The organism is Chryseobacterium sp. ISL-6 (assembly GCF_018613715.1).
Taxonomy (GTDB): domain Bacteria; phylum Bacteroidota; class Bacteroidia; order Flavobacteriales; family Weeksellaceae; genus Chryseobacterium; species Chryseobacterium paludis.
The window spans coordinates 50,838-76,644 of record NZ_JAGGPT010000010.1 but is presented as its reverse complement, the minus strand read 5'-3'; the positions used below and the strand labels follow the sequence as shown (position 1 = coordinate 76,644).

The following is a 25,807-nucleotide window of genomic DNA, read 5'->3' as shown; positions in this document are numbered from 1 at the left end:
TCGCAATTATATTTATAGTGTTACCATTTGAAGAGTACTCTTGGAAATTTGTTCCAATAATACACTTTTTTCCTGGTAAAATTTATCAATGTTATCCATCTTCGCATTTCTTACGGTGAATAGAGATACATTCTTAACTACCTCAGTTTTAAAACCTTTTTGTAATTCTTCGTTCAGCTCATCAATAGTATTGAATTTATCTTCCAAACATAAAGCTAGTGAAATTGCAGAATTCTGCATCAATGAAACTTTAATTTTATGTCTTGATAAAAGACTAAAAATTTCACTCATATGATCTTCAGCAATAAATGAAAAATTTCTTGTAGATATTTTTAAAAGATTCTGGTTCTCTTTTAAAATATAAGATTCTTCATGTTGATTTTTTTCTGAAGCTCCTACTTTCGTTCCTCCCTTTGTAGGGTCTACAAAAGATTTTACATAAAAAGGAATGCTTTTTTGTTGTAAAGGCTGTAAGGTTTTCGGGTGAATAACACTTGCTCCATAATAAGCCATTTCAATAGCTTCCTCATAAGAGATATTAGAAAGAAGGGTAACATCCTTGAATTTTCTGGGATCCCCCGTCATTACCCCGGGAACATCTTTCCATATCGTCATTGCTTCCGCATTGGTGCAGTAAGCGAAAATGGCAGCAGAGTAATCAGAACCCTCTCTTCCTAAAGTAACTGTAAAATTATTATCGTCAGAGCCGATAAAACCTTGTGTTACATAACAGATCTCAGAATTTAAAGTAGAGATAAACTCTTCTGTTTTTTTCCAGTCTACATTACCATCTCTATAAGAATTATCAGTTTTTATATAATCTCTTGCATCCAGCCATTGATTAGTAAACTGTATCTCATTAAGATATTCACTCAAAATTTTTGTAGAAATCATTTCTCCACAACTTACTACCTGATCGTAAACAAAATTATAATTTGGAGATTTATTTCTTCTTAAAAAAGAATCAAGATCATCAAAAAACAAATTAATTTCCGAAAATACTGGGTGGTTTTCTTGGAAAAGACCCTGAGCGATTTCGATATGCTTCTGTTTAATAATCTTAATTTCAGTTTGATAGTTTTCCTTCTTGAAATAAAGTTCTACAACCTTTTCCAACTCATTAGTCGTTTTGCCCATTGCTGAAATTACCAGCAAGCATTTGGCAAATCCTTGGCTTTTTAAAACCATTGACACATTTTTTACACTTTCAGCATCTTTTACAGATGCTCCACCAAACTTGAAAATTTTCATTAAATTATTAAAAATAAAATTGTTAGATAAATAATAGTTGAGTTTTTTACGGACGTCAAAATTATAAATTTACAATGAGATATGAAATACCTGAATGGTAGGATGAGATAAAGATTTTTATGATAAATGGATGATTTTATTGGGTTTTCTTTAATATCAACCTCTATTATGTAGTTTTATTTCTATGTAATCGAGTTATATGACTAAAAATGATGATAATTGATGAAATTTCTTTGCAATGAAAAACGGGAACAGATTATTGAGAAGATAGAGAAGGATAATGATGAAATAACACTATATGACATTGATATACAGTGTTTAAGATCTTTTAAAAGAATTTTTTTTAGATTGCGATAAATTTTACGAAATTTGGAGAAATCGTAAATAGTAAAATATGTCAGATCAATCGTTGCAGACTTTAGGAGAATTTATTATAGATAAACAAGAAGATTTTCAATATTCTACGGGGGAACTTTCCCGACTTCTAAGTGCTATAAGATTGGCTTCAAAAGTGGTAAACAGAGAAGTAAATAAAGCTGGAATTGCAGATATTATCGGAAAAGCCGGTAATGAGAATATTCAGGGTGAAGAGCAGCAGAAATTAGATGTGCTTGCCAATGAAATATTTATCACTGCATTATCGCAAAGAGAGGTAGTTTGTGGAATTGCTTCGGAAGAGAACGATGATTTTATAGATATTAAATGTGTTGGAAACGGGCATCTTAGTAAATATGTAGTTTTAATTGATCCTCTTGATGGTTCATCAAATATTGATGTTAATGTTTCGGTAGGAACTATTTTCTCAATTTACAGAAGGGTATCAGAACCTGGAACTCCGGTTCAGTTAGAAGACTTCTTACAGAAAGGAGTAAATCAGATCGCAGCAGGATATGTGATCTATGGTTCTTCCACCATGATTGTTTATACCACAGGAAATGGAGTGAACGGCTTCACCTTAGATCCTTCTTTAGGCACCTATTATCTTTCGCATCCAAATATGAAATTTCCGGCAACCGGAAAGATTTATTCCATTAATGAAGGGAACTATATTAAATTCCCTCAAGGAGTTAAAAATTATCTGAAATATTGCCAGATGGAAGAAGGCGATCGTCCTTATACATCCCGATATATTGGTTCTCTCGTGGCTGATTTTCATAGGAATATGCTAAAAGGTGGAATTTATATTTATCCATCCTACTCTCAATCACCTAATGGTAAGCTGAGATTATTGTACGAATGTAATCCTATGGCATTCCTTGCAGAACAGGCAGGAGGAAAAGCGACAGACGGATTCAGAAGAATTTTGGAAGTTGAACCTACTGAACTTCACCAAAGAATTCCATTTTTCTGTGGAAGCGTAGATATGGTAGAGAAGGCCGAGGAATTTATGCGAATAGATAGTGTAAAATAAATGATAGCTAAATATTCTAGATATTTATTAGAATTCAAACGCCCGAGTGGAACATCTCGTGGCGTTTTGCATGAAAAAGAGACCTTTATTCTTGAAGTTTCAGAAGGTGAGCAAAAGGGAGTAGGAGAGTGTGCTGTTTTCAGAGGATTAAGCTTTGACGATAGACCTGATTATGAAGAAAAATTGAAGTGGCTTTGTGAAAATATCGATCAGGATCCCCAGTTTTTAAAAGAACAGTTAAAAGAATTTCCATCCATTTGGATTGGATACGAACAGGCCATTCTCAATTTGCATAATGGTGATCACCTTTATTTTCCAAGTGAATTTACAAGAGGACAGATTCCCATTATTATCAATGGATTGATCTGGATGGGAGATGTTAATTATATGGAAGAACAGATTCATGAGAAACTTGAAAATGGCTTTCATTGTATTAAGTTAAAAATTGGTGTTGATTGGAAATCTGAACATACAGTTCTTCAAAAGTTAAGAGAAAAATTTCCGAAAGATGCATTAGAGTTGCGTGTTGATGCTAATGGTGGATTTAATACAGAAGAAGCAAGAATGGTCTTAAAGCAGCTTTCCGATTTGCATATTCATTCTATAGAACAGCCTATTAAAGCCGGAAACTGGACCGATATGGCTGCATTATGTGCGGAAACTCCAACACCCATTGCTTTGGACGAAGAATTAATTGGGGTAACTGAAAATGATGAAAAGAAAAAACTCTTAGAAGCCATCAGGCCACAATACATTATTTTAAAACCCTCATTAATCGGAGGTTTTTCAGGATCTGATGAGTGGATTAAGCTCGCAGAAGAACAAAAAATAGGATGGTGGATAACTTCAGCTTTGGAAAGTAATATCGGGTTAAATGCGATTGCGCAGTATACATTTACAAAACATAGTAAATTGCCTCAAGGCCTTGGCACTGGAGGCTTATTTACTAATAATTTTGTCAACCATATGAAACTAACTGGGGAACGCTTGCTTTTTAAAGCATGATCTAAACATGGAAATGTGTTAAGGTTTCCTGTTTGAAGGCATCTAACTAAATCTCATCATTTATGAAAATCGTTTTTTTAATGTTTTCTAATAAAATAGAAAACTTTTCTTTAAACTTTTTCATTGCCGGAAATTTTAATTAATTCTCTAGTCTAAGAAATATGCAATCTTCATGCCATTTCGGGCTTTTTACAAATATTAACACATTATTTTATTGTTAACTCTAAATTAATTAATCATTTTGAGACAATGATGAAGGTGTTTTCATTATTGCTTATTCTATTGGTAATGAGGTTGCTGTCGGTTCCATTTAAAGTTTGGAAAATATCATTTTGAACCTGCGAGCTGGATAGGTATCCCCAATGATTACCAAGTTCAAATTTCAGACCACTCTTCAAATCATTTTCAATAAATGTACAGTCGATGATAGAAACAATATCCTTAAATTTCTGAATATCACTTGGACCATGTTTTCCCAGCCTTGGCGTAAGAATATTTTTTGTGAATTGTGAAATACCGAGGACTGCGTCTTTTCGGTTTAAATAAATTGAAATCCGGTTGGCAAGTAAGGGAAGTTTATTAAAAGAATCTTCAGAGTCTTCGAAAACTTTGTAAGTTACATCGGCGTTTAGCAATAATACCTGATCAATAACTCTTAGAATATTTTCACTTTTTAAGCTATAGAGCATACTTTGGAGTACTCTGTTTCCCAGAGAATGTGCCATCAGATGTATTCTCTGATTACAGGGAGCAAGATCCCGGTTGGAAAAAATATCTTTTAAGAACTGGGTATAGAAATAGAACAGCCTCATTAAAGAGGTTCCTGAATTGATACTTGAAGCCTTATCATCAAAATATGTTAGAGGAACAATACTGCTTGAAGCCGGCCAGCTAACGAATAGAATATGCTCAACAGGAGATTCAGGGCTATCAATAAATAGCTTTTTCAGATCGATGATGGCTTCTAATTCATCATCAAAATCATAGGCATAGCCATGAATAAATATTAACACATCACTTCTGGACTTTGTAGAGGACATGTTTTTATATAATTCATAAAACAACCTTTGCGTTCCCCCAAGGTTGTTGGCAGTGAGCTTTGATTTTTTTATCTTTTTCTCACTTAATAATACTTCAAGAACATCTTCGTATCCTTGCTTTTCCGGTTCCGAGAAAAGCTGATAATTTAAAATATTCCTGTTGGTATAATCTTTTTTCTTTTTTGCCTGAGCAGTAGGTTCTGTATAATTATCGAAATCACATTTTGCAATTCTGAAATTAGGGATAGAGTACTCGTCATTGGAAAATGAATCAATGGTTTCGTTTTTATGACGAATGATCTTCCGATTACTTAATATATAAACGGCCATAATGAATGATTTTGTGAGTGGTTTTTAACTTTATAAATTTCGGAAAAATTATTGGATAATAGTTCATTGTAGTTTTCATTCATTACTTTCATAAACCCTAAATTTTCGCTAAATTTGCACAAAGTCCACGAGCTTTATAAAGTTAATTTAATGGAAGAAGAAAAAAAATCACTCAATTTTATTGAGCAAATTATAGAAGATGATTTGGTAAACGGTTTGAATAGAGATCAAATCCGTTTCCGTTTTCCCCCTGAACCTAATGGGTATCTGCATGTAGGGCACACAAAAGCGATCTGCATCAACTTTGGGTTGGGTGAAAAATACAATGCTCCCGTAAACCTTCGTTTCGATGATACAAATCCTGAAAAAGAAGAGCAGGAATTTGTGGATTCCATCAAAAAAGATGTAGAATGGCTAGGTTTCAAATGGGATAAAGAATTGTATGCATCCGACTACTTCCAGCAGCTTTATGATTGGGCTGTTAGACTTATTAAAGAAGGGAAAGCTTATGTAGATGAGCAACCATCAGAAGTAATTACAGAACAGAGAAAAAACCCTGCAGAGCCAGGAGTTGAATCTCCATTCAGAAATCGTCCTGTAGAAGAATCTATTGATTTATTCGAAAGAATGAAAAATGGAGAATTTGAAGAAGGTACGATGTCTCTTCGTGCTAAGATTGATATGATCTCGCCAAATATGAATATGCGTGATCCTGTGATGTACAGAATATTGAAAAGACCCCACCACAGAACAGGGACACAATGGAAAATCTATCCAATGTATGACTGGGCGCATGGAGAATCGGATTATTTGGAGCAGGTATCTCACTCATTGTGTTCTTTGGAATTTGAAAACCACAGACCACTTTACAACTGGTATTTAGATCAGGTATATGAAGAGCCTAAAGTAGCGCCAAAACAGAGAGAATTTGCAAGGATGAATGTTACGTACATGATTACTTCTAAAAGAAAACTGCAAAGGTTAGTTGCTGAGAAGGTGGTAACAGGCTGGGATGATCCTAGGATGCCTACTATTTCAGGAATGCGTAGAAAAGGATTTACACCAGCTTCTATCAGAAACTTTATTGATAAAGTTGGGGTAGCAAAAAGAGAAAATCTGATTGAAATTCAGTTATTGGATTTCTGTGTTCGTGAAGACCTGAATAAAGTAGCTAAACGTGTGATGGCTGTGGTAGATCCTGTAAAATTAGTGATCGAAAACTACCCTGAAGGACAGGAAGAATGGTTGGAAACTGAAAATAATCCTGAACAGGAAAATGCAGGAACAAGAGAAGTCCCTTTTTCAAGAGAATTATATATTGAACGTGAAGATTTTAAGGAAGAGGCAAACAATAAGTTCTTCAGATTAAAGTTAGGAGGTGAAGTTCGTTTAAAATCCGCGTATATTATCAAAGCTGAAAGAGTGGAGAAAGATGAGAACGGAGAGATCACAACTATTTACGCTACTTACGATGAGAAGAGTAAGTCTGGAAGTGGAACAGAAGAGAGCTTAAGAAAAGTAAAAGGTACGCTGCACTGGGTATCAGCAAAACATGCAATTCCTGTAGAAGTAAAAATTTATGATCAGTTATTTACTGTAGAACAGCCTGATGCTGAGAAAGATGTTGATTTCTTAAACTTCATCAATCCTGAATCTGTGTCAACAATTCAAGGATTTGCTGAACCAAGTCTGAAAGATGTAGCAGTAGGTGAACCACTTCAGTTCCAAAGAATTGGATACTTCACGAAAGATCAGGATTCTACAGAATCTAATTTGGTATTTAACCGTACGGTAACATTGAAAGATTCTTACAAACCAGAGTAGGATCATTCCAATATAAAATAAAACAGGATCTATTTTTTAGGTCCTGTTTTTATTTTTACATGTTTCATTTAGGCTTAGAAAATAAATGACATTACTTCAGGAAATTTTTCTTTTCAAATGCCGGATCAGGGTAAGCATAAAACCCCTTTCCAGAAACAATACCTAATTTCCCTTTATCCACGTACTCCTTCTTTAATTTCTTTGAAATTTTAATTTTAATAGAAGATTTTGTGGAATCTGCTGCTATTTTATTGATGTTATAAACTGTAGTAATACCAACTACATCCATTATTCCAAAAGGACCCATTGGTGCTCCAGTTGCTACCATCCATGTTTTATCAATGGTTTTAATATCTGATATCTTGTTCACCCACAACTCTAATGCAGAACTTAGTAAAGGCATTAATAACGAATTGACGATATATCCAGGCTGTTCTTTATGGATAGGAAGTGCAACCATTCCAATTGCTTTGGCAAAGTCAATGACAGCATTAAAAACCTCTGCTGATGTTTCAGGATGTTTCATTACCTCTCCGGTATTATGTTTCCAGATTTCATTGGCGAAATGTAATGCAATAAACTTTTCTGGTCTTCCTGTTTTTTTTGCAAGCTTACTGGGAAGTAATGATGAAGAGTTCGTTGCAAATACCGTTTTTTCAGGAGCGACTTTTGATACCTTTTGGTAAAAATCAATTTTGATCTTAAGGTTTTCAGGAACAGCTTCTATCAATAGATCAGCGTTTTTTAATGCTGCCGAAAGATCAGAAGTATAATTTAGGTTTTTAAATGCCACGTTCAGTTGCTTCTGAGTGGCATTTAAACCTTTTTTAAAAGCTTCACTAAGTATATTGAATTTTGTCTTTGCCTTTTCTAAGATTTCGTCACTGATATCATAAACTGTGACATTGAAGCCATAAAAAGCTGCTTGAAAAGCTATTTGATATCCCAATACACCGCTACCGGCAACAGTTACATTTTTAAAATTCATAAAATTTAAATTTAATAAACCATATTAGTAAGAATTAAAAACCGAACAATGGTACGTCCGGTTTTCATAAAATTTATTTTAACTTTTTATACCTTTAATCCAGTCCTGGAATTTATTGATTTGCTCCATAAAAAAGGATTCATGCTCTTCTTTTTCTACCGGATTATTGACCAGGATATGTTCAAAATAAGTTCCTTTTAATATTCTTCTTAGAATTCCCTCACCAAGGAACGGTTGATAGTCATTTAAGGCTTGGGTTGCTTTTAGAAGATGACGGATGTCATACTGCAAAGGATTTATATCCGGAACCTGTTTATTCAGGTTGAGTAAATTATAGACCGCTAATCTTCCAGTCCTTATAGAGCTCTCCATAGTAAATACCACATCATTATTGGTTTCTACAAATTGTCCCACCAAAGCTAAATTTTTACAGCCTTCTGGAACGACTCTTGGACGGTCACCTTTTGCTCTCGGCATAAACATCGAAGTGATATAAGGCATAAATGAAGATCGAACGATTGTGTTTTCAATGACATTGTCCAGCTGATCAATAATTCCAAGATGATAACATAGTTCAGCTAAAATTTCATCCCCTGTACATTCAGGCATCGTTTTCTTTACATAATTACCCTGTTTATCCATTAGTAATGAATATACCCAAAGAACAAGGACATCGTCAGGTTGGGTTGGAAAATGGGGCTGTCTGTTGCAGGTAAAACTCATCACCCAGTTAGAATCTGTAATGGTAATGATGCCTCCCGTAACTGTTCTTCCTGAATAGGGATCATTAACGGATAGTTCTTTTAATTTATCAACAAAAGCCGAAGGTTTACAGGTAAGCGTTGCAGATTCCCAGGCAGATTTTTCAATATTACTACAGAATTTTTCAGGTTTTCCAAATACTTCTGATTTTGCAGCGAGGTTTTTCCATAGCATCCATCCGGCACTTTGTCCGCTTGTACTATTATCGATATTGATAATTGGAGCTTTTTTGTTATCTCCATAGAAAGTGCTTTCGGTCATAGATCCTGTTGTTACGATCACATAATCATCTTTACCCACAGGGATTTCTACTTCCTTACCATCCTGCTCTGTAAGAATACCTTCAACTACTTTTCCTTCGGTATTAATGTGGATATCCAAATCTTTAACCAGTGTATTTAATTGGATTTGTACCCCTTTTTCAGTGAGGAATTTTCTTAATGGAGTTACGAAAGTATCATACTGATTATACTTCGGAAACACTAAACATGAGAAGTCTTTCATACCATCTATGGCATGTAGAAATTTGTGCATATAAAGTTTTAATTCCAATAAACTGTGCCAATTTTCAAAAGCAAACATAGACCGCCAGAAAAACCAGAAATTGCTGTTTAAAAACGATTCACTGAAATAATCCTCAATTGATAGATCATCAAGCTCTTCTTTTTTCTTTAATAAAAGCTTTATAATAGCAAGCTGATCTTTTTTTTCCAATCCGAATTTACTGAAATCCTGTACCTGTCCCTGATTATGAATTAATCTTGCTTTGGAATAATTAGGATCATTATCATTTACAAGACGGTATTCATCTAAAACAGTATAAGGAGCGGGTAGTTCTACAGCAGGAATATCCTGGAAAAGATCCCAAAGATTTTCGTAAGTCATATCCATCTCACGACCACCACGAATAATATATCCATCCTCTGGATTTCCCGCACCATCCAATGAACCTCCATCTATATGCAATTGATCTAAGAAAATTATATTTTTTCCGGGAACATGTCCGTCACGGATAAAGTAATAGGCTGTAGCCATTCCTGCAATACCACTTCCTACAATATAGATTTTACTGTTTTCGTAGGATTGGGTAGGAATACCTTTATTACGTTGATAGTTTCCAATCTGATCGGAAAAAGGCATTGTCTTTCCGGGGGTGTTAATTTGAACTTCCTTGCTTGAATCTGGTTCGTGATTTACTTTTCCATACTCATTTGAAGCTTTTAAAACTTTGTCGAATTTAGAATTGATCGTACTCATTTTATATTGTTTTTTTATTAACAGAATAAAGGTACATCTATTCTAGAGGGGCAATATGTCCCTAATGTCAGAATTAATATCCCCTAATTCTTAAGGCTGAATTTTTTTTTTCCGATATTCAGAAGGGGAAAGAGAAGTCTGTTTTTTGAAAAAACGGCCAAAGGCTGACGAAGAATTGAACTGAAGCTGAAAGGATATCTCTGATATCGTTATCTCAGGAGTTCCAAGTAAAACATATGCTTCCTTTAATAATGCTTCATCTATCACTTCATGAGGTGTTTTTCCGGTTGCCTTTTTTACGATCTCTATAAGATATTTACTTGAAACAAAAAGATGATCAGCATAAAGCTGCACTGTTCTGTAGTGGTGGATGTTTTCACGGACTAATTTGCAAAACCTAAGATATAGATCGATCTTTCCTTCTTCTTTTTCTTCAAGGTTATCGTCCGCATTGTTGAGTATTTCGGCAACTTCCAATAGCAGATTAAAAATGGTAGTTCTGATAATTTCTTCAGAATATTTTCCTTTTTGCTCTGCTTTTTTTTCCATATATCCCATTAAGTCTATTAGTATAGATGCATTTTTATTGTTTGTTTTTAAAAGACTATAAGAATTGTTGTGAAATAAATTCATTTTCTCAATGATAAAAGGATCTGAGATGTTTTTGAGTAAAAAATTCTTATCAAAAAATAACAACTTCATGGTGAAGTCCTTATGGGTATTCATAAACCTGACAATAGTAGAAGGCGCTGAAATAAGACAGCTGTTAATTCCCAGATGATATTGATTACTGTCTATTTCAAGATCTATTTCACCACCAGTGCAAATGCAGATGGCATAATAATCCATCCTGAAAGGAGCGTCGGGAAACTCAAAAATTGTTTTTCCGGAAGAAATATAATAGGATTTATGACAATCTATACTATAAAATGATAAGGTATCCTGTAAATTTTCGTAAGTTATCATTCTAATATTGAGTTGATTTTAATTTAGTTAGATCCTAAAGATTTGTATAATGAATCTTGCTTTAACTGCAATTTACGAATTTTATAAAATTGAAATAAGGCAATGAGTTAAAATAATACTTGTTTTTTTATCATTTTCACTTTGTTTTTTATTTCTTCATAAAAATTAGGATTTTACGTTTATGCTCTGGCTTAATTTACCTAATTTTGTGTCTTCTAATTTTTCCCCAAACAAAATCCGTGAAATTATTAAGTATCTATACAAGCTCCTTTAAAGGGCTTTCTAAAGAAAGCTGGATGTTGGCATTGGTAATGCTTATCAACCGTGCCGGCTCTATGGTACTTCCTTTTTTGGGAGTATATATGACTGCTCATTTGAATTTCAGTATTGAAAATTCAGGAATAGTCCTGAGCTTTTTTGGAATTGGTTCTGTAATAGGTTCATGGCTTGGAGGGATGATTACCGATAAGATCGGTGAGTATAAAGTTCAGAGTTTAAGCTTGCTACTCAGTGTTCCTTTATTTTGTATGATTCCTCTCTTTACAACAGAAGTAGGGTTAGCGGGAATTATTTTGGCACAGAGTATTGTAAGTGAGACTTTCCGTCCTGCCAACTCAGTAGCGATCACTAAATATGCGAGACCTGAAAATATCACCAGGGCCTTTTCGTTGAATAGAATGGCCGTGAATTTAGGATTTTCAATAGGTCCGGCTTTAGGAGGTATTTTATCTGCTATTTCTTATGAGTTTCTATTTTATAGCAATGCTTTGGGAGCACTTATAGCAGGAATAACCTATGTTGTATTTTTTAGAAAACGAGATAAATTAGCAACTAGGAAAGCTAAAAAAGTAAAAGAAACTATTGCTATTGCCAAAGAAGGGTCACCTTATCGGGATGGAAAATTCTTGATATACTGTTTCTTTTGTATGCTGTTTGCCATATGTTTTTTTCAGTTATTCAGTACACTGACTATTTTCTATAAAGACACGGCACATCTTAGCCAGGAGCATATCGGTTATTTATTAGGATACAGCGGTTTTCTGATTGTATTGCTGGAAATGTCCTTTGTACAAATTGCTGAAAAGTATTTTAAATTAGGTGTTACGATGCTTTTAGGAACTTTCTTATGTGGTTTTTCATATGCAATGATGGCGTTTGATTATAGTATCATAACATTGCTTATTTCAATGACCATCTTATGTATTGGCGAGATATGGACACTTCCTTTTATGTCTACTATTACTGCCTTAAGATCAGGAGCCAATAATAAAGGAGCTTATATGGGATTAAATGGAATGTCTTTTTCCATTGCGTTTATTGTAACTCCTTACGTAGGAACTTTAATTGCTGAGAAATTTGGATTTACAGTATTATGGATAGGTACCGGAGCTCTTGCAACTCTAATTGCCATTGCTTTTTATTTTATTGTTCCATGGATGTTAGCTGAAAAAAACTCAAAAGAGGAAACAGTTTAAAGAATCATTTACTAGTTTTGTAGGATGGTGAGGATCTGCTTCTTACTCTTTATCATTGCTTGCCCATTTTTCTCTTCACAAAAAAGAGATTCTGCTGAACTGATCTCAGAAGTGAAAATTGATGCATATAAAAAGCCAACTACTTATATAACCTCTACAAAATCTGTTTCTGTAATTTCAGAAGCGCTTCTCCGTCAGAACACACCAGAGAGAATGCTTGAATCCATTAATCAGATCGCTGGAGCAAGAATAGAAGAACGTTCTCCTGGAAGTTACAGGATTTCGGTGCGTGGAAGCACGCTAAGATCACCTTTTGGGGTAAGAAATATTAAAGTATACCTGGATGACTTTATCCTGTCTGATGCTTCGGGAAATACCTATTTTAATCTCATCTCCCCTGAATTGATCGATAGGATAGAAATATATAAGGGGCCAGAAGGAGGTGATTATGGGGCTGCAACTGGTGGGACACTTCTTCTTCAGACAAGATCTTCAGAAAATTTATCTGCTCATCTTTCTGTCGGTAGTTATGGGGCATTTAACCAAAGCTTTGACCTTTCAAAGCAATTGGGAAAGCATTTTTTTGAAATTTTTCAGAATTATTACAGAACGGATTCTTATCGAAAACAATCTGCTGTAGAGAGGAAACAGATTTTTTTTAAAGACAGATTTCAATATACTAAAAAAGCATCATTGAATACCATGCTTTTATTTTCTGATCTTGATTATCAAACACCTGGTGGCCTTACATTAGAACAAATGCAGGTGGATAGGAAACAGTCAAGACCAGCGACCACTACAATCCCTGGTGCCAGTGAGCAAAATGCGGGAATAAGAAATAAAATGATTCTTGCAGGAATTTCTCATCAACTGGAACTTAGTCCGAAACTTTCACATTTCATGATGTTGCAAGGTTCATATGTTGATTTTGAAAATCCTTTTATTACCAATTTTGAAAATAGATTTGAACAAAATTTTGCATTGCGAACCCATCTTAATTATACAGAACACTGGGATAAAGTTGAAATGGCATGGCGATTTGGATTTGAAGGTGGGATTAATTCCATTCTGGTTAAAAATTATGATAACAATATGGGATCAGAAGGAAGTTCTCAAAATTTTGACAAACTAAGGAACAGATCCGGATTTTATTTCCTTTCACAAAAATTTAGTTTTAATGAAAAATTATTTACAGATATTTCAGTATGCCTGAATTCAAATTCATACCAATGGGATAGGGTATATCCAAGTAATGAAAGTGGAGAGATAAATTTTAAAAAACAATGGCTTCCAAACATTGGGTTGACCTATCTTATAACAAAAGGATTTTCTGTAAGAGTGAAAGCCGGAAAGGGAAATTCGGCTCCGACAAATGAAGAGATCCGATCTTCTGATCAGCAGTTCAATCTGAATCTTGCTCCTGAATATGGTTGGAATAAGGAGATTGGAATCCGAAAACAATTTGGCGATATTTTGTTCGTAGAAGGAAGCTATTTTGATTTCAGAATGAAGAATGCTATTGTGAGAAGACAAAATGAAAAGGGACAGGAATTTTTTATTAACCAGGGAAGTACTGTTCAAAGAGGATTTGAAACCTTAATAGAATCAAAGAATTTCAACTTTCGCAGTGAAGTGTTGAATCATTTCAAATTCAGACTTTCCGGTAGTTTTTATAGATTTAGATTTGAAGATTATAAACAGGATAACAAGGATTTTTCTGGAAATAGCTTAACAGGGGTTCCTGCAACGACAATAAATAGTTTGCTCAATTTCATGGTTTTAAAAATCATTTCTATTGATTATTCTCATTTCTATACTTCAAAAATTCCTTTGAACGACGCCAATTCAGTATGGTCTACATCAACACTCATTGGTAATTTACAATTCAGGGTTCCTGTTCAATTTCAAAAAACAAAACTCGATGTATATCTTCAGATTCAAAACCTGTATAATACAGATTATGTTTTAGGATTTGATACCAATGCATTTGGCAACCGCTTTTACAATCCGGCTGCAAAACGGAATTTTATTTTTGGTGTAAAAGCCGATTTTTAGTATTTTAATGTTGGGACCTTAGTGTATTTTTCTTGTTTTTACTTGAAATGGGTTGGATTTTCATCTTCCGTTTCCCTTGGAATCATGATTGAGATTGCTTCGCTTCGCTACCAATGACGGCCAAATCTTAAAAACTCAGAATTGGAGAAAAGTTGTGTCTTTGTGATCAACCAAGAGATGAAAGAGTCGCCAATATGTTCTTTATAATCATGCTGGCATGAATTCTGGAGTTTTCAATAAACCACAGATGGGTATCTTTTCCTCCACAAACAACTCCCGCCAGATATAGATTTTTAATGTTTGTTTCCATTGTTTCAGGATGGTGTACAGGCTTAAGACAATCTCCCTGTAATTCAATTCCAGAATTTTTTAGAAAATCAAAATCAGGTAGGTAACCAGTCATGGCAAGGACAAAATCATTTTCAATCTCATTCATCTGACCTTTTTCATCCTTAAACACAACGCTATGCTCTTTTATCTCAATAATTTCAGAATTAAAGTGGGCATGGATGCTGCCTTCTGCAATTCGGTTGTCGATATCCGGTTTTACCCAATATTTTACACTTTTTGATATTTCAGAATGTCGGACGATCATCGTTACTTCAGCTCCTTTTCTGTACGTTTCCAAAGCTGCATCTACGGCTGAATTACTTGAGCCTATAATTGCGATCTTTTGTTTAGTATAAGGGTAGGGTTCAGAATAATAATGTTTTACTTTTGGTAAGTCTTCACCGGGAATATTCATCAGATTTGGAATATCGTAGAAGCCTGTGGAAATGATCACATTCTTTGAGTAATACTTGGCTTTGGAGGATTCAACTTCAAATATACCATCTGTTTTAGAGACTTTAATAACCCTTTCATAAAGGTGAATGTTAAGGTCTTTCTGTCTGGTAATTCCCTGGTAATATTCTAATGCTTCTTGTCTGCCTGGTTTTGGTGCTGTGGATATAAAAGGGATTTCTGCAATTTCTAATTTTTCAGCCGTAGAAAAGAAACGCATATATAAAGGATAATTATACAATGAATTAACAATTGTTCCTTTTTCGATAATTAAATATGAGAGATTGTTTTTCTGAGCTTCGAGTGCACAATTTAACCCAATAGGTCCTCCTCCGATAATGAGAATATCTAAAACTTCCATTCAACAAATTTACTTATTTTTCTGGCATTAGTTTTGGTGATTTTCTATAATTAACATTAAAAAAAGATGAAGAAACTATTCATTTCAATATTGATATTAAGCGTTATAGCTTGTAAAAAAAATCCGGAGAAGCCTGCAACAAACTCTATCGATTCTATTGCTCAGACAAAAACGGATAGTACAACTGTTCCGAAAATGAGTGAAGCTGAAAAAAAAGAAATTTTAAAGAAAACCAATGATGAGGTTTTGCAGACTCTAAAAAGTAAAGATTATCAGAAATTTTCAGAATTTATTCACCCACAAAAAGGGATTCGTTTTTCCATGTATGCTTTTATAGACATTAAAGAGGATAAGCACTTTTCGAAGACTGATTTTGAAAAATATGTTCAGACACAAACGCAATTTACCTGGGGTTCACATGACGGTTCAGGAGACTTGTACAAAGAGACGATCAAAAACTATCTTGGGAAATGGGTCTTTTCAAAAGATTTTACAATATCTTCCTATTCTCTTAATGAGTTTCAGGGAGGTGGAAATTCATTGAATAATTTAAAAGAGATCTATCCAAAGCATGATTTCACAGAAAATTATATTAAAGGAACAGAGAAATATGGAGAGATGGATTGGAAGACTCTTCGTTTTGTGTATGAGGAATTCCAGGGAAAATATTATTTAATAGCTGTTATTAATGATCAGTGGACAATTTAAGCTAATACTTCAGCTAACTTTTTAGTGAGATTTCTTCTTGAGAACTGTTCAATATTCTGAGCATTTTCAAGAAGATTTCCATTTTTCCAAAGATCAAATTTTTCTAATATAAAAGCTTTTATTGCATCATCATCTTGATAACTGAAATGCTTGCCGGATTGAGTTTCTTCAAGTATTTTGGAAACGTCAGCTTTATCAGGACCAAATGAAATGATTTGTTTTCCTGTGGCTAAATATTCAAATATTTTTCCGGGAATAATGCCTTTTGAAGATTCATTTGGAAAATTAGTGATCAACAGCATATCAGAAGATTGCATTTCTACAATTGCTTTATCATGGGAAAGATATCCCAAATCTAAAATGTAATTTTTTAAACTTGAATTTTTTAGAGATTCTAAAATCTTATCATCCACTCTTCCTGCAAATTTCAACATAAAATACTTAGCAAAATCCGAATTTGTCTGTACAAGATCATTAAGTATTTTCCAAAGGTTTTCAGGATTACGAAGCTGTTCTAAAACACCAATATAACTCAATATAAAATGAGTGTTTGGGTTTGAGGATTCAAGAGATTGTATATTATTTTTGATTTCACTATTATTTTGCCCGCTCGTTTTTTCATCGGTTAAGTTGAGCGAAACATCTTCATCAAATCCATTGGTAATACAAATCGCATTGGCACCATTTTTACGGAAGTTTTCAGCATCTGTATAGCTTGTTGCCAGAGTTATATCTGCGTTTTTAAAAACTTCACTTTCTAGCTGTCGGTGCTTTTTATCTGAACTTTTGGTTAGCCTTAAATGCCTATAATAAGAAATCTCTGTCCATGGATCACGAAAATCTGCAATCCATTTTAGTGTTGGAAGTTTCTTTTTAAGTTGCAAACCAATGAGGTGTAAGGAATGAGGTGGCCCCGAAGTAAGCACAACATCAATTTTATTTTGTTTTAAATAATGTTCTAAAAATTTCACAGAAGGCTTTACCCAGAAAATCCTGGCGTCAGGAATGAAGAAATTTCCTCTTACCCAAATAGAAAGCTTTGATTTCCAGCTTTGATTTTTACCAACATCAAACTGTCCTGCTTTAAACTTTTTATTACTTTTATTAAGTTTTTCGGCAAGCTGATAAGGTTCCCAAATAGGCGTCTTTATAATTTCTAGATCTTGAGGAACATCTTTTATTAAACTCGCATCCAATAAAGGGTAGCTGGGGTTTTCAGGTGTATAAATAATAGGATTCCATCCAAAATCAGGTAGGTATTTTGCAAATTTCAACCACCTTTGAACACCCGGACCTCCTGCAGGAGGCCAGTAATAAGTGATGATAAGAATTTTCTTCTTTTCCATGGAATGTCAAACCTCGAACTTAAACTTTAAGCAGTTTTTTTAACTAGGTCTCCCTTCTTTTTGTTCACCCAGAAAATACCAAAACCACTTAGAGCAATGAATAATCCGAAAGAAAGCAAAGATATCCATTTCCCTTTTTCAATAACCTCGGGTTCGAAAACCATTCTGATGTGGTGATTTCCAGCAGGAACATGAACAGCACGAAGTAAATAGTCTGCTTTAATATAAGGTACCTCTTTTTCATCCACAAACATCTTCCATCCATGAGGATAGTAGATCTCAGAAAATACGGCCAATTGTGGAGTCTTAGATTTAGATTTAAACTCTAACTCGTTAGGCTGGTATTTTGTTAAATTAATAAATGCTGTAGAATCAGCCTGAACTGGTTTATTGGTAAAATATGATTTATCTTCAGAAGCAACAACTGCCGTTCTTTTGCTATTGATAACACCAATTGATTTTATTTCTTCATTCGGTGTATTGGCAAATTGGATATCACTTACAAACCAAGCATTGCCGTTGGCTTTTGTATTTGGCATTGTCTGTGGTTTTTCCGGACCTCCAAGAACCCAATATTTTGCATTCAATAGACTAAGAACATTCGGAACTTTTACAGAATCCATTACCTGGAAATACTCGTTGATCACATCATCATATCTTCTTAGTTTTACAGCATGATAACCTCCAATAGAAGATTTGAAATAAGAAGTATTCGTTTCACTGAAAGTTCCTAAAATATTATTGAAAATTCTATAGTGTGTTTTATCTTTTTCAGCAATTGTTTCTAATGTTTTATTGACATTCACGTTAGCTAAAATAGATCCAAGAGCCGGATTAGCCTGTACTTTTTCTGCCAGAAGATCTGAGCTTTCAGTCTGAAATGGATTTTCAGCAAATACTTTATCTACATAGTTTTCGTCATTCAGATATCGCTTGTTTACGGTCCATAGGTCAAATAAACTTACCACACCAATTATAACTAAAGCAATATTCTGATTTAACCTTTTCTTCATAGTAAGGAATAGAACTACAGCCGCTATTGCTACGTAAAGAAATGCTTTGATTGCATCTATTTTGAATAATTTAAATCTCTCATCCACCAGATAATCCAGTAGGAAAGGAGGGAAATATAGCTTCTCGTTGTCTGTGGCAAAACCTAACAAACCTTTACCAAAGATTAAAAGAATTAATATGAATCCTAACGTTCCACCTCCTACATAAAAAAGTATTTTCTTTTTATATTCTTCGGTTAATTTTTCATCGGTAAAGAATCTATACAATCCAATAATAGCAATTAATGGAAATAAGAGTTCAACAACAACTAAAATAGAAGATGGGGCTCTGAACTTGCTATAAAATGGTATGAAATCTATAAAGAAGTCCGATAATGGCATAAAGTTACTTCCCCAGGCCAATAATATGGTAAGAATGGAAGCACCTAAAATCCAATAACGGTATTTTTTCCATGCGAAAAAGAAGCCTAAAAGAGCCAGGAAACATACAATAGCTCCCTGATAAGCAGGTCCTGATGTTCCGGGCTGATCTCCCCAATAGGTCATTCCAGCAAAGCCTTTAGAAATTCTGTCCATTTCTTCCTGGCTGGAAACATTTTCCTGAACCATTTCCTGAACTTTATTCATCATTTCTTTGGCCTCAGGCTCCTGGCTTCCACCACCCATTAACCTTGGAATAAATAAGTTCAGTGTTTCCAGTTTTCCGTAACTCCACAACAGAATACTTTCTTTATCCATTCCGGATTTTCCTGCAGTATGGCTATCGGTATTTAAAATTTGTTTTCCACGAACAGTTTCCTTGATATATTCCGAATTGGCCATGATTCTCTGTGAATTCATTCCAACACCGATTACACAGGAAGCTGCAATAATAGCTGAAGAAATAAGGAAATGCTTCATCAGAGTCTTTTTCTGAATAACTCTGATCAATTCTGAGATAAATAAGAATCCTAAGGCAAGAAATAAATAATAGGTCATCTGCGGATGGTTTGCCGCAATTTGTAATCCCATAAATAGCGTCGTGACAATAAATCCGACGATATATTTCTTACGGATATAAACCAGTAAAATACCGGCTAAAAGCGGTGCGAAATATTCAATAGTATTAACTTTACCGTTATGTCCCGCTGCAATTATAATGTAAAAATAGGTTGAAAGACCAAAGAAAGTGGCTCCTAATAAAGCGTATTTCCAGTTTCTGACCACAACCATTCCTAAGAGGAAAAATCCAGCAAAAAGTAAAAACAGATAATTAACAGGTCTTGGAAGAAAGTTCAGGTTACTGTCGATTTTTTTTATGATATCACCTTTAAACTGGCTACCCATTTGATACGTTGGCATTCCTCCGAACATAGAATCACTCCAATAGGTTTCCTTTTCATAATTAGCTCTATAATCGAGAAGTTCTTTTGCACCCCCTCGATACTGAACGATATCATGTTGGAAAAGCTGTTTCCCTGTAAAAACAGGAGTGGAATATAAAAATGCTAAAACTATAAATACAACTAATGAAATTGCAATATAAATTAAGTTTTTATTTTTCGCCATGCTGGTTATTATCTTTTATTTTCTTGGAATTTATCTTTTATCCTTAGTCTCTTTTACTTCTTCATAATCAACAGTTTCTGCGTCCCAGTTGATTTTCTTATTAATATCCTTATTTGAGTTTTGTATATCCTGCTTTTTATTATTCTGGTTATTGAATCTATAGCTATAGAAGGTCTTAAAGAAAAGTCTTCTAAGAATATTCCAGACAAAGAACATAATAATAGCGGTAAGTACTAGCTCAAGAATCCACTTCATATCTTTTAAATTTTATAAACCTAAACTATTTAGCAGATGGATTTACCATGACCGAAGAATTAGAAACACTTTTCATGGACTGAGATTGTTTTCCGTCTGAAATAGTTTCTACCTGAGTTGTTTTTACCGTGATATTTTGGTTGGTAATCCATCCCGTATTCTCGTCAAACTTAATAGTACCATTTTGTTCCAGTTCACTGCTGATGCTGTGAGTCATAGGTCCTTGTGCCTGTTTGTCTGTTTTTTTTGGAATTCCACCTGTTACAGCAATTTCAGCAACACCGTTACCTACACTTTTTAACTGATAGTTTGAGGTAACTTTAATTTTACCATTTGGATCAGCATTTTCTGTATTAGTCCATTTTTCTCCAACTTTTACCCCTTTTTTAGGCATAATAGTAAGGTTTTTACTGAACTGATCTTTCAATACTTTTTCATTAAAGCTTTCCTTAAGACTAGCTACAACACTTGCTTTTTGATTGGCATCTTTTACCAAAGTACCTACTGCATTGGAAACTTTAGTATAAACAGGCTCAAAACCTGTAATGGAAATTACATTTCCTTTAGTATCCATTTTCATGCTCAGCTTGTTGCTTGTAAGAGCTCTGTTGATATTCCAGATCATTTTAAGATCATCCTCTTTAGGAATAGGTTGTTTGGTGTCTACCACAATTGTTTTTCCTTCTGCAGTCTGAGAATTTCTCTTGGCAATAAGATTCAGCGTAATATCATAAACATTATTCTTAACATCATTTACAGTAAAACTCATCTCATCAGTAGATTCACTTGTTCCGTTCAATGTTTTTCCCTGTGGGTCAGTCATTGTCTTTACATCTCTCTGATACGTTGTTAAAGGATATGTTTTTCCTATTTCAAGCTTGAAAGTTTGTTTATAAACGCCTGCCGAATCTTTAATGGCAGCATTCTCTGCAACCTTTGCAATTGAATCAGCCGGAACTTCCACTGTAATGGTTTTTCCTGTTTTTGGATCTACTTTTGTAATTTTTGCTGTTTCTTTTTTACAAGAAACTAATGCTATTGATATTAGCGCTATCGCTGCTATATTTTTCATTTAATATTTTTTAAATTTTACTACTATTTTTGTTGTCTATGGATTGGGAATCACAGACATTTTCTGTCTTACTGCTTCATATAAAATCGCTCCACATGCTACGGAGACATTTAAAGATTGAGTTTTCCCTTCAATTGGTAATTTTATTTTTTCATCCGAATGGTGTAAAACTTCTTTGGATATTCCTGTTTCCTCATTACCCATAACAATAGCACAAGGTCCAGCAAAATTAACGTCATAGATCAACTTCTGTGCTTTTTCAGTAGCCGAATAGACTGCAATTCCACTTTGTTGAAGGAAATCCACAGTGTGTGCTAGATTCGCTTCTTTACATATTTTTACATTGTAAATAGCTCCTGCTGAAGTTTTTATGGCATCTGAATTAATTGGAGAAGCTCCTTTTTCAGGTATAATTACGGCATCAATTCCCACACATTCAGCTGTTCTGCAAATGGCACCAAAATTTCTTACATCAGTCAATCGATCAAGAATTAATAAAAAAGGAGTTTTTCCTTCTTCAAATAGTTGTGGAACAATGTCTTCTATTTTATGAAACGGAACATCCGAAATAAAGGCAACAACCCCCTGGTGGTTTTTTCTTGTAAAACGGTTCAGCTTTTCAATTGGAACGTAGTTTGGACGTATTTTATTTTGTGCTAAAACTGTTTTCAGTTCAGCATAAATAGGACCTTGAAGTGCATTTTGCAAAAAGATCTTGTCAATAGTTTTTCCCGCCTCAATAGCTTCTATTACGGGACGTAGCCCGAAAATAAAATCGTCTTTCTTATCTGTCATTTTAATATTTTTCTCCTAAAATTGCTCTTTTCTGTGACATGATATAGCCATAATGAAGGCTTTCATGCATATTGTTAAAGATGATAGCATCCTGAATACTCTTCAGATCCATACCAAAACTTGTGGTATAGGGTGTATAATCTGCAAAGAAATCACTGTCATAATCTTTCATTAAAATTTTTGAAGTTTCGGTTAATAAAAACTCCAGATCTTCAACCTCAGACTTTTGAACATTTAAGTTCGGTAAGGTTCCTTTTTTGTAAGTTTCAATCCAATATTTATCAATTCGGAAGGGGTTACCACTTAGGTAATAGTGCAGAAGCTGTTGTGTTGCAACCGTATGTGCAATATTCCAGTACATGTTATTGTTGAAGCCATCCGGGATGAGCAAAAGATCTTCATGGGAGGTATTTTGCAATATTTCCAAAAGGTTTCTTCTTACCTGTCTGTGAGCTTGAAAATGATAATTCATTTTACAAAAATTTTAATCACCAAAAATAGTTTAATAAACTGAAAATGACAATTTTTTGGCTGGAGTATTAAAGTAAAAGTTTGTAAATCCTAATAAATGCGGTCTTTATTATTTTCTTTTTTGCAAAAAAATCCCACCAGTGAAAAAAATTCAAAGGTGGGTTTTATTGTTGTTCAAATCATGTGATTTGGAGATATGAGTTAAAGTAATTGTACTTTAGTAGGTTGTTACACCGCATTGGTAACTCTTCTCATGTTTATTTTTTGATGATCTTATGTTTAAAAGTGGTTCCATCTTTTAGCACAATATTCAAAAAATAAATTCCGGTACTATAAACTGAAAGATCTATCCTATTTTCATTGTAATTTTCAGATAGTTTTTTTCCATCTATACTGAAAAGACTGATCGAAGCTACATCTGCTTTTGATTTTATATTAACGAAATCGGAGGTAGGATTAGGGTATATGTTGACGTCTATTGTTTTAACATCACTTACATTTAAAACAGCATTGCTTTTACCTTGCATATAGACTGATAAATAAACATCTCCTTGCTGCTGATTGAAAACAGCTGTTGGTATTGTATGTTTCAGGGTGTGATTGCCGGCAGTCATTGTAGGTAATGTAAAGCCTCTGATCGGAACAGAATTACCAGGACACCAGTTGTTCCATGAGGTCCAGTCTGCGAATGTTTTTGGAGTAGCTCCATAAATTCCGTTACCTTGCGTATTATAGACTCTATAAGGTTCGCAAGAGATTCCTCCTGGTGTATAAGTCAGTACCTGGACATCATCCATATATGTGTAGTTTTGTCTTCTTACATATTCCTCGCCACCACTATTGGCACCATGAGGGGTTGATATTACAAAAAAGCGGGCATTGCTAACAGCAGTTGGAAGGTTAAAATTTACTATTCTAACGGTTTCACCGGTCACGTCAGTACTATTATAATTATTAAGCCTGCTGTAAGTAAGTATAGGAACCAAACTATTATGATCTGTTGATGTTGCTCCTGTATTTGTTGAAAAAAAAGTTAGTGTTCCGGAAAAAACATCAATCCTACCAGAACATCCTGCGACCTGAGTCTGCGCCGCATATGGAACGCCAAAAACATCGAGTTCCATATATAGATCTGATGTGCTGCGTAAACCGGTATCATGAAATACGTTGTACAAATTACTCAGGTCATAAGTATAAGGAACCTCTAGAGGAGAGCGGTTTTTATTCATAAATGGAGTAATGTATCTCCCAATTTCAATTCTTTTTACATTAGCATCGTTGATGGTGTATGTGGGTTGGTTTTTAGGAACCATTGCCAAAAAGACGCTCCCCAGACGGTCATAATTGTCGCATAGAGCACCTATAGTCACTCTCATTGCGATCTTTGCTTTAAAAGAATCGAGTTCAGCATCTGTAAGTTTTCTTGCATATCTTGTATTCGATAGTCGGATTAATCCAGGAGGTACCGGAGTTGATACAGTAGCTGCATAGCCATCATAATAAGTTGCCTGTGAAATCACATTCGTCATTGTTGTGGTCTGTGATTTGAAAAGGCCAATAAAAAGAAGACTTAAAAAAAATAGCTTTTTGTGCATATTATTGGTGTTTGATACAAATATATTAAGATGTATGGTTAATTAATCATTTTTATTATAAAAATTAAAACTTTAATGCTAAATTAGCATGCCATACCTTATTAATTCTATCATATATGAAAAAAATATTACTTTTGTCTTTGTTATCAGCAGTATTGATGCTTAATGCTCAAATAAACTTAAATATTGGAAGTACAAATGTCGGAACAGCACCAATAAGTAGTTTTTTTTCCTATTCGTACGTTCAGCAGATATATCCTAAACAGGAAATAAATACCAATGCCGCAGGAAATATTACAGGACTTGCATTTTATTTGGATTCCTCCGCAAGTATTAATGATTCTTCAAATTGGACGGTCTATCTTGGGCATACAACAAAAACATCCTTCACATCCGGAACAGACTGGATACCTTTTTCACAACTTACTCAGGTTTTTGCAGGAACAATAACCAATAATAATGGTAAGGTAGAAATTTCTTTTACAACACCATTTGCTTATAATAATACAGATAATTTAGTTGTAGCTGCAAAAGAAAACGCTCCAAGTATTGATATTAATAATTTTGACGAAGTTTTCCGGGTTTATGATCATATTCCATATTCTACTCTTTATTATAAAGGAGATAATGCAGTTGTTGATCCGGCATCTCCACCAGGAGGAATAAGAGCTGATTATAAATCATCGATTACAATTTTAGGATTAACACCAAGAACTACTCCTGCTTGTCCTTTTGTTGTTTATCCTGTAAATAATGCCCCATCAGTTCCTTTATCCCCCAATATTAAATGGTTTCCAGTTTCAGGAGCAGATTCTTATAAAGTTTCAATAGGAACCACTCCGGGAGGAACAAATGTTATTAACCAGCAAGTAGTTACTGCTACTAATTTTTCTCCATCAACGGCACTTAATCCCGGAGTTAATTATTATTTAAAAGTTACTTCTGTTTCTGGTGGTGTTGAATCGTCTGGTTGTGCAGATGTTATTTTTAAAACAGTTCCTCCAGTACCGACAAATGATGCTTGTTCGGGAGCTCTGTTAGCGTCTGTTTTCCCTTATACCTATACACAAAGTGATGCTATATCCACTACTAATAACGCTGGGAATATCAGTGTGTGTGCTGATGCGATGAATGATGGGACCTGGTTTAAATTTGTTGGCGATGGTAGTCAATATACCATTAAAGTAACAATGCCTTCAGGTAGTGCTTTTGACCCTCAAATAGGGATATATAGTGGTACTTGTACCAATTTAGTATGCGTAAATACGGTGGATAATGGAGGTGGTGCTGCTGCTGAAACGATAACTATTACCACAACAGCAGGAACTGAATATTACATAAACGTAGGGTCGTATGAAGAAACAACAGATGTCGCGGAAGATACTTTTACTATTACAGTGACTAAACTTTAATATTCCAAATAAACATATATTATTTCATCATGTTTGTCGATTTTTATAGTCAATTATAGGCATGAAGAATTGTTGTGATAGATG

General features: G+C 34.3%; 20 protein-coding genes. 7 read left to right on the top strand and 13 right to left on the bottom strand.

Going from position 1 to position 25,807, the window contains the following annotated elements:
* Positions 1-12 precede the first annotated feature (12 nt).
* Complete coding sequence (locus tag J7E44_RS18325; protein ID WP_214832164.1) at positions 13-1,251, bottom strand: aspartate kinase; 1,239 nt, start codon at positions 1,249-1,251, stop codon at positions 13-15.
* 394 nt (positions 1,252-1,645) lie between these two features.
* Between J7E44_RS18325 and fbp the strand changes: the two genes are divergently transcribed.
* Positions 1,646-2,662, top strand: coding sequence for a class 1 fructose-bisphosphatase (gene fbp, locus J7E44_RS18320; protein WP_214832162.1), 1,017 nt, complete (start codon positions 1,646-1,648; stop codon positions 2,660-2,662).
* On the top strand, positions 2,663-3,667 hold the full coding sequence (locus tag J7E44_RS18315) for an o-succinylbenzoate synthase (protein ID WP_214832160.1): 1,005 nt from the start codon (positions 2,663-2,665) through the stop codon (positions 3,665-3,667).
* A gap of 236 nt (positions 3,668-3,903) precedes the next feature.
* Here the strand turns inward: J7E44_RS18315 and J7E44_RS18310 are convergent, their stop codons facing one another.
* Positions 3,904-5,037 (bottom strand): alpha/beta hydrolase, encoded by a 1,134-nt coding sequence (locus J7E44_RS18310; RefSeq protein WP_214832158.1) that lies wholly within the window; start codon positions 5,035-5,037, stop codon positions 3,904-3,906.
* A 150-nt stretch (positions 5,038-5,187) separates the two neighbouring features.
* Here J7E44_RS18310 and J7E44_RS18305 point away from each other — a divergent pair, with 150 nt between their 5' ends.
* Entirely contained in the window at positions 5,188-6,861 is a 1,674-nt protein-coding gene (locus J7E44_RS18305) for a glutamine--tRNA ligase/YqeY domain fusion protein (RefSeq protein ID WP_214832156.1), read from the top strand.
* 91 nt (positions 6,862-6,952) lie between these two features.
* On the opposite strand, the gene J7E44_RS18300 is transcribed toward J7E44_RS18305, so the two are convergent.
* From J7E44_RS18300 to J7E44_RS18290, 3 genes are all read right to left on the bottom strand, one after another.
* Positions 6,953-7,849: a 3-hydroxyacyl-CoA dehydrogenase gene (locus J7E44_RS18300; RefSeq protein ID WP_214832154.1), complete on the bottom strand. Its 897-nt coding sequence runs from the start codon at positions 7,847-7,849 to the stop codon at positions 6,953-6,955.
* Between the two features lie 78 nt (positions 7,850-7,927).
* Positions 7,928-9,868: an oleate hydratase gene (locus J7E44_RS18295; protein ID WP_214832152.1), complete on the bottom strand. Its 1,941-nt coding sequence runs from the start codon at positions 9,866-9,868 to the stop codon at positions 7,928-7,930.
* A gap of 90 nt (positions 9,869-9,958) precedes the next feature.
* Complete coding sequence (locus J7E44_RS18290; RefSeq protein WP_214832144.1) at positions 9,959-10,834, bottom strand: helix-turn-helix domain-containing protein; 876 nt, start codon at positions 10,832-10,834, stop codon at positions 9,959-9,961.
* Between the two features lie 296 nt (positions 10,835-11,130).
* On the opposite strand from J7E44_RS18290, the gene J7E44_RS18285 reads away from it, so the two are divergent.
* Positions 11,131-12,309 (top strand): MFS transporter, encoded by a 1,179-nt coding sequence (locus J7E44_RS18285; protein ID WP_214833193.1) that lies wholly within the window; start codon positions 11,131-11,133, stop codon positions 12,307-12,309.
* 24 nt (positions 12,310-12,333) lie between these two features.
* Entirely contained in the window at positions 12,334-14,364 is a 2,031-nt protein-coding gene (locus tag J7E44_RS18280) for a TonB-dependent receptor (protein ID WP_214832142.1), read from the top strand.
* 166 nt (positions 14,365-14,530) lie between these two features.
* Here J7E44_RS18280 and J7E44_RS18275 read toward each other — a convergent pair whose 3' ends face one another.
* Positions 14,531-15,508 carry a YpdA family putative bacillithiol disulfide reductase gene (locus J7E44_RS18275; RefSeq protein ID WP_214832133.1) on the bottom strand — a complete coding sequence of 326 codons (978 nt, stop codon included), beginning with the start codon at positions 15,506-15,508 and terminating at the stop codon, positions 14,531-14,533.
* A gap of 66 nt (positions 15,509-15,574) precedes the next feature.
* Here J7E44_RS18275 and J7E44_RS18270 point away from each other — a divergent pair, with 66 nt between their 5' ends.
* Positions 15,575-16,216, top strand: a complete 642-nt coding sequence (locus tag J7E44_RS18270) for a hypothetical protein (protein WP_214832124.1) — start codon at positions 15,575-15,577, stop codon at positions 16,214-16,216.
* Here J7E44_RS18270 and J7E44_RS18265 read toward each other — a convergent pair.
* The 7 genes from J7E44_RS18265 to J7E44_RS18235 form a co-directional block, all read right to left on the bottom strand.
* On the bottom strand, positions 16,213-17,562 hold the full coding sequence (locus J7E44_RS18265; RefSeq protein WP_214832122.1) for a glycosyltransferase family protein: 1,350 nt from the start codon (positions 17,560-17,562) through the stop codon (positions 16,213-16,215). The genes J7E44_RS18270 and J7E44_RS18265 overlap by 4 nt on opposite strands.
* A gap of 26 nt (positions 17,563-17,588) precedes the next feature.
* A complete protein-coding gene (locus J7E44_RS18260) occupies positions 17,589-20,123 on the bottom strand; it encodes a YfhO family protein (protein ID WP_214832120.1) in 2,535 nt (844 codons plus the stop codon).
* A gap of 30 nt (positions 20,124-20,153) precedes the next feature.
* Complete coding sequence (locus tag J7E44_RS18255; RefSeq protein ID WP_214832112.1) at positions 20,154-20,378, bottom strand: hypothetical protein; 225 nt, start codon at positions 20,376-20,378, stop codon at positions 20,154-20,156.
* Between the two features lie 25 nt (positions 20,379-20,403).
* Positions 20,404-21,450, bottom strand: a complete 1,047-nt coding sequence (locus J7E44_RS18250) for a DUF6263 family protein (RefSeq protein WP_214832110.1) — start codon at positions 21,448-21,450, stop codon at positions 20,404-20,406.
* 36 nt (positions 21,451-21,486) lie between these two features.
* Positions 21,487-22,245 carry a 23S rRNA (guanosine(2251)-2'-O)-methyltransferase RlmB gene (gene rlmB / locus J7E44_RS18245; protein ID WP_214832108.1) on the bottom strand — a complete coding sequence of 253 codons (759 nt, stop codon included), beginning with the start codon at positions 22,243-22,245 and terminating at the stop codon, positions 21,487-21,489.
* A 1-nt stretch (position 22,246) separates the two neighbouring features.
* Positions 22,247-22,717, bottom strand: a complete 471-nt coding sequence (locus tag J7E44_RS18240) for a DinB family protein (protein ID WP_214832100.1) — start codon at positions 22,715-22,717, stop codon at positions 22,247-22,249.
* A gap of 256 nt (positions 22,718-22,973) precedes the next feature.
* A complete protein-coding gene (locus J7E44_RS18235; RefSeq protein WP_214832092.1) occupies positions 22,974-24,311 on the bottom strand; it encodes a peptide-N-glycosidase F-related protein in 1,338 nt (445 codons plus the stop codon).
* A 116-nt stretch (positions 24,312-24,427) separates the two neighbouring features.
* Here J7E44_RS18235 and J7E44_RS18230 point away from each other — a divergent pair, with 116 nt between their 5' ends.
* Positions 24,428-25,723 (top strand): hypothetical protein, encoded by a 1,296-nt coding sequence (locus tag J7E44_RS18230; RefSeq protein WP_214832084.1) that lies wholly within the window; start codon positions 24,428-24,430, stop codon positions 25,721-25,723.
* The last annotated feature ends 84 nt before the right edge of the window (positions 25,724-25,807 follow it).

What these genes read in the sequence shown, in the direction of transcription:
- J7E44_RS18265 (WP_214832122.1), bottom strand. Translation starts at nt 17,562, where the DNA reads ATGGAAAAGAAGAAAATTCTTATCATCACTTATTACTGGCCTCCTGCA.
- J7E44_RS18270 (WP_214832124.1), top strand. Translation starts at nt 15,575, where the DNA reads ATGAAGAAACTATTCATTTCAATATTGATATTAAGCGTTATAGCTTGT.
- rlmB (WP_214832108.1), bottom strand. Translation starts at nt 22,245, where the DNA reads ATGACAGATAAGAAAGACGATTTTATTTTCGGGCTACGTCCCGTAATA.
- fbp (WP_214832162.1), top strand. Translation starts at nt 1,646, where the DNA reads ATGTCAGATCAATCGTTGCAGACTTTAGGAGAATTTATTATAGATAAA.
- J7E44_RS18240 (WP_214832100.1), bottom strand. Translation starts at nt 22,717, where the DNA reads ATGAATTATCATTTTCAAGCTCACAGACAGGTAAGAAGAAACCTTTTG.
- J7E44_RS18285 (WP_214833193.1), top strand. Translation starts at nt 11,131, where the DNA reads ATGTTGGCATTGGTAATGCTTATCAACCGTGCCGGCTCTATGGTACTT.
- J7E44_RS18230 (WP_214832084.1), top strand. Translation starts at nt 24,428, where the DNA reads ATGAAAAAAATATTACTTTTGTCTTTGTTATCAGCAGTATTGATGCTT.
- J7E44_RS18290 (WP_214832144.1), bottom strand. Translation starts at nt 10,834, where the DNA reads ATGATAACTTACGAAAATTTACAGGATACCTTATCATTTTATAGTATA.
- J7E44_RS18250 (WP_214832110.1), bottom strand. Translation starts at nt 21,450, where the DNA reads ATGAAAAATATAGCAGCGATAGCGCTAATATCAATAGCATTAGTTTCT.
- J7E44_RS18300 (WP_214832154.1), bottom strand. Translation starts at nt 7,849, where the DNA reads ATGAATTTTAAAAATGTAACTGTTGCCGGTAGCGGTGTATTGGGATAT.
- J7E44_RS18275 (WP_214832133.1), bottom strand. Translation starts at nt 15,508, where the DNA reads ATGGAAGTTTTAGATATTCTCATTATCGGAGGAGGACCTATTGGGTTA.
- J7E44_RS18295 (WP_214832152.1), bottom strand. Translation starts at nt 9,868, where the DNA reads ATGAGTACGATCAATTCTAAATTCGACAAAGTTTTAAAAGCTTCAAAT.
- J7E44_RS18255 (WP_214832112.1), bottom strand. Translation starts at nt 20,378, where the DNA reads ATGAAGTGGATTCTTGAGCTAGTACTTACCGCTATTATTATGTTCTTT.
- J7E44_RS18260 (WP_214832120.1), bottom strand. Translation starts at nt 20,123, where the DNA reads ATGGCGAAAAATAAAAACTTAATTTATATTGCAATTTCATTAGTTGTA.
- J7E44_RS18325 (WP_214832164.1), bottom strand. Translation starts at nt 1,251, where the DNA reads ATGAAAATTTTCAAGTTTGGTGGAGCATCTGTAAAAGATGCTGAAAGT.
- J7E44_RS18280 (WP_214832142.1), top strand. Translation starts at nt 12,334, where the DNA reads ATGGTGAGGATCTGCTTCTTACTCTTTATCATTGCTTGCCCATTTTTC.
- J7E44_RS18310 (WP_214832158.1), bottom strand. Translation starts at nt 5,037, where the DNA reads ATGGCCGTTTATATATTAAGTAATCGGAAGATCATTCGTCATAAAAAC.
- J7E44_RS18305 (WP_214832156.1), top strand. Translation starts at nt 5,188, where the DNA reads ATGGAAGAAGAAAAAAAATCACTCAATTTTATTGAGCAAATTATAGAA.
- J7E44_RS18315 (WP_214832160.1), top strand. Translation starts at nt 2,663, where the DNA reads ATGATAGCTAAATATTCTAGATATTTATTAGAATTCAAACGCCCGAGT.
- J7E44_RS18235 (WP_214832092.1), bottom strand. Translation starts at nt 24,311, where the DNA reads ATGCACAAAAAGCTATTTTTTTTAAGTCTTCTTTTTATTGGCCTTTTC.